This window comes from Sporichthya sp. (assembly GCF_013815995.1).
Classification (GTDB): Bacteria; Actinomycetota; Actinomycetes; order Sporichthyales; family Sporichthyaceae; genus Sporichthya.
Genome location: NZ_JACDFE010000331.1, coordinates 1 through 3,375, shown reverse-complemented (window position 1 = coordinate 3,375; position 3,375 = coordinate 1). Strand labels below are relative to the sequence as shown.

General features: G+C 67.9%; 5 protein-coding genes, 1 tRNA gene and 1 pseudogene. 4 read left to right on the top strand and 3 right to left on the bottom strand.

Annotation, left to right across the window (positions count from 1 at the left end; genetic code table 11):
• Nucleotides 1–203: 203 nt before the first annotated feature.
• Together H0X00_RS22780 and H0X00_RS22775 are read right to left on the bottom strand one after the other, a co-directional pair.
• Nucleotides 204–428: a type II toxin-antitoxin system HicA family toxin gene (locus H0X00_RS22780; RefSeq protein ID WP_293775074.1), complete on the bottom strand. Its 225-nt coding sequence runs from the start codon at nucleotides 426–428 to the stop codon at nucleotides 204–206.
• The gene (locus H0X00_RS22775; protein ID WP_293775073.1) at nucleotides 425–643 is read right to left on the bottom strand and encodes a type II toxin-antitoxin system HicB family antitoxin; all 219 of its coding nucleotides are present in this window, start codon (nucleotides 641–643) and stop codon (nucleotides 425–427) included. Before H0X00_RS22775 ends, H0X00_RS22780 begins: the two co-directional genes overlap by 4 nt.
• 308 nt (nucleotides 644–951) lie before the next feature.
• On the opposite strand from H0X00_RS22775, the gene H0X00_RS22770 reads away from it, so the two are divergent.
• Nucleotides 952–1,479, top strand: a complete 528-nt coding sequence (locus tag H0X00_RS22770; RefSeq protein WP_293775071.1) for a helix-turn-helix domain-containing protein — start codon at nucleotides 952–954, stop codon at nucleotides 1,477–1,479.
• Nucleotides 1,476–1,811: a HepT-like ribonuclease domain-containing protein gene (locus tag H0X00_RS22765; RefSeq protein ID WP_293775069.1), complete on the top strand. Its 336-nt coding sequence runs from the start codon at nucleotides 1,476–1,478 to the stop codon at nucleotides 1,809–1,811. The genes H0X00_RS22770 and H0X00_RS22765 overlap by 4 nt, the downstream gene beginning before the upstream one ends.
• Nucleotides 1,812–1,885: 74 nt before the next feature.
• Here H0X00_RS22765 and H0X00_RS22760 read toward each other — a convergent pair.
• Nucleotides 1,886–1,959: transfer RNA gene (locus tag H0X00_RS22760), tRNA-OTHER, on the bottom strand.
• A 107-nt stretch (nucleotides 1,960–2,066) separates the two neighbouring features.
• Here H0X00_RS22760 and H0X00_RS22755 point away from each other — a divergent pair.
• Together H0X00_RS22755 and H0X00_RS22750 are read left to right on the top strand one after the other, a co-directional pair.
• Nucleotides 2,067–2,219, top strand: a pseudogene (locus H0X00_RS22755) (IS3 family transposase); the annotation flags it as partial.
• A gap of 261 nt (nucleotides 2,220–2,480) precedes the next feature.
• On the top strand, nucleotides 2,481–3,375 hold an 895-nt coding region (locus H0X00_RS22750; RefSeq protein WP_293775068.1), incomplete at its 3' end, for a YbdK family carboxylate-amine ligase.

The following is a 3,375-nucleotide window of genomic DNA, read 5'->3' as shown; positions in this document are numbered from 1 at the left end:
GGGCGGGCGCCTCGCCCTGCCACTTGACAGGAGTCGCCTACATATCAGGAGGGCGGGCTTATCCACCGCCTACGCCCTCTACAGACAACTCTGCCCCCAGGAAATCCCTCCCTGGCCTCCTGAACCTCCGTGGTCGCCTGCATTTGATGCCAGATTTGATGCCACGCGGATCCCGTTGCCGACTCGCCTGCAGCTGGGGACAACTACCCGAGCAGGCCGAGGAACTCGTCCATGGTGAGGCCAGCTTGGCGAAGGATCGAAGCCAGAGTGCCGCGCGCGACCTCGCGATGTAGCGGGACGATCGCAGTGCGACCGCCGGCGTCGCGCAACTTGGCGTGGCTGCCCCTGGTCGACACGTGCGTGAACCCAGCGCGTTCGAGGATGGCAACGATCGCCGCTCCAGAGAGCAGTGGGAGCTTTGGGCTCACGCCGAAATGCGGAACTCGATCGGCGTCACTAGCGGGTGGGCGAGATCGGCGGGATCAGCCTCGTCCTCGAAGTACAACTCCAGCGCCTCACGCAGGTTCGCCAGCGCGTCGTCGACGGTCTCGCCCTGGCTGGCCACCTCGACCTCAAGGCAACGCGCGACGTGCCAGTCGCCGTCCTTGGTCACGGCAGCGGTCAACGTCCTCGATGCGCTCACCCGAACAGGATAGTCCGAGTCGGCGACATCGCCAGGTGAACGGTTTGTGGCACGGACCGTGGTGCCCCCGGGCGGAATCGGAGATCGCGACGACTCGGCCAGCGGCCCGGGGTGATGGCGGGCGGACGTGCTATCCAGGACGGAGGGTGCGGCCCCTGAGCGGCTAGGCGAATTCGGAACTGAGGACTGCGGTAGTGCCCTTCCGAATCAGTCGCCACTGAGGTCCGGCGCGCGGAGGAGGCCGTTCATGCCACGTGGCGGTGGAGGAACGTGGTGGTGCCTGATCTACAAATCGCTATCATGGGGGCATGCGAGCCTCAGGTGTCACGGCGGGGGAGTTACTGCGTCAGGCGCGGCACGCTGCCGGCCTGACCCAGCGTGAGCTTGCCCGACGCGCGGGGGTGAGTCAGAGCGTGATCGCGGCCTACGAGACGGACTCTCGGGAGCCTGCCCTGTCCACTTTGGCGGCGCTGGTAGAGGCGTCGGGCTTGAGCCTGGAGGTGTGTGTGGGTGCTCCTTTGATTGCTGCGATGCCAGCGGCCACCGGGCCGATCGGGCGTCGGTTACGCCGTCGCCGGGGTGCGGTGCTCGCGCTGGCGGCGAAGCACGGGATGAGCAACCTGCAGGTGTTCGGCAGCGTCGCGCGCGGGGACGACGGACCGGAATCGGACCTCGATCTGATGGTTCGCCTGCCCGAGGGGGCGGGCCTGTTCGCGATCGGCCGGTTCGCCGAGGAGTTAGAGGAGCTGCTTCAGGTCCCGGTCGACGTCGTGCCAGAAGGGACGCTCAAGCAACGGATGCGGTCCAGGGTTGAGCCGGATCTGGTGGCGTTGTGAGTCGAAGCGATGAGGACCGTCTACTCGACATCGTTGCCGCGATCGAGGCCATCCGCCGGCACGTCGAGCGAGGCGGCATCGAGGACGGCCTGATCTTCGATGCGGTGCGTGCCCGGCTGATGGAGATCGGTGAAGCGGTCAAGGATGTCGACCCGAAGCTGCTGGCGCAGCAACCGTCTATCCCGTGGCGGCGGATCGCCGCGATGCGCGACCAGCTCGCGCATCGTTACTTCGACACGTCCCATTCGATCGTGGCCCAGACCGTCGTGAACGATCTCGGGGAGTTGGAGGCGTCCGTTCGCGTGCTGCTCCAGGCCATCGGGAGCGGCTGATTGCCGCACTTTGGCGGCGCGGCCGGGCTGTCCGCCGGTCGCGATAGACCCACTCGCCGACCAGAGTGAGTGCGTGGTGCCCCCGGGCAGAATCGAACTGCCGACACCCGCTTTAGTTAGGAGGACGGTCGACATCGTTGACCACGGCCTCTACAGGCATCTCCGATTGCAGATGAACCCTCCACAACCTCCCTGGGCGCCGGTGGTTGCCGCAGCTTCATGCCACGTTTCATGCCATGCCGGTGTGGGTCAGGCGCCGGCCCGCCGGTTCACGACGATCTGGTGGACCGTCAGTTCTGCGCCGACAAACCAAACGAGCTGTGGCTGCCCGATATCACCGAACACCCCACCGGTGAGGGGAAGCTGTACTTGTGCGCGATCAAAGACGTGCACGCCGGACGGATCGTCCGCTCACCCGCGACACCAGAAACGGGCACGCCGGACGTCAGTCGGGTTACTGACCAACGCTCCTAGGCCGTTGATCTCACGGCGGCCCGTTCGGCGCTGCTCTGACGCCGATCTGTCCGATCGTCACGAGATCTGACGTACCGTCAGGTCGCGGGTTCACGCTCACGGTCGTCACATCCCGACGGCTACCGCTGCGCCGGGCCGCCCACGCCGGGGCGCGTGGGCGACGAATCATTCCCGGCCTGCGGGTAGTGTTGCTGGGTGGAGACATCACCGCCGGGCGCGCCGGATCCGTGCGACGGGATCGCGCTCGGCGTCGAAGAGGAGTTCCACGTCCTGGACCGGGCGACCCGGGAGCTGGTGGCGCGAGCGCCGGACCTGCTGGCCCATCTGCCTGACCAGTCCTACGTCGCCGAACTGCACCGCAGCGTGGTCGAGGTCAAGAGCAGCGTCTGCACCACCCTGGACGACCTGAGGGCCGACCTGCGTCGCACCCGCGCATTGCTGGTGGACACGGCCGGGCGGGAGAATCTCGGCGTGGTAGCGGCGGGCACGGTCCCGTTGGTGGACCCCGCCGATATCGCGGTCACCGGGGCTGGCCGGTTCCGGCAGATGCTGGAGGACTACAAGCTCCTCGTCCGTGAGCAGTTGATCTGCGGCCTGCAGGTGCATGTGCAGGTCACCGACCGCGACCTGGCGGTGCGGCTGGCGGGACGTGTCGCGCCCTACGTCCCGGTCCTGCTCGCCCTGTCGGCGAGCTCGCCGTTCTGGCATGGCGAGGACACCGGCTACGCCAGCGCGCGTTCGCTGGTGTGGCAGCGCTGGCCGACCGCGGGTCAGCTGCTGCAGAGCGACACCGCGGCCGAGTACGACGAACTGGTCGCGGATCTGGTGAAGTCGCAGACCATCAGCGATGCCGGGATGATCTATTTCGACGTCCGCCCGTCGGCCCATCTGCCGACCCTGGAACTGCGCGCTCCCGACGCCTGCCCGGACGTCGACGACGTCATCCTGCTGGCCGCGCTGTTCCGGGCTCTGGTGCGCCGCGAGTGGGCGGCGGTCACCGACAAGGCCCCGACGGTCCGGCACCCGGCGCTGCTGCGGGCCGCGATGTGGCGGGCCGCCCGGTCGGGGCTGGAGGGCGACCTGCTCGACC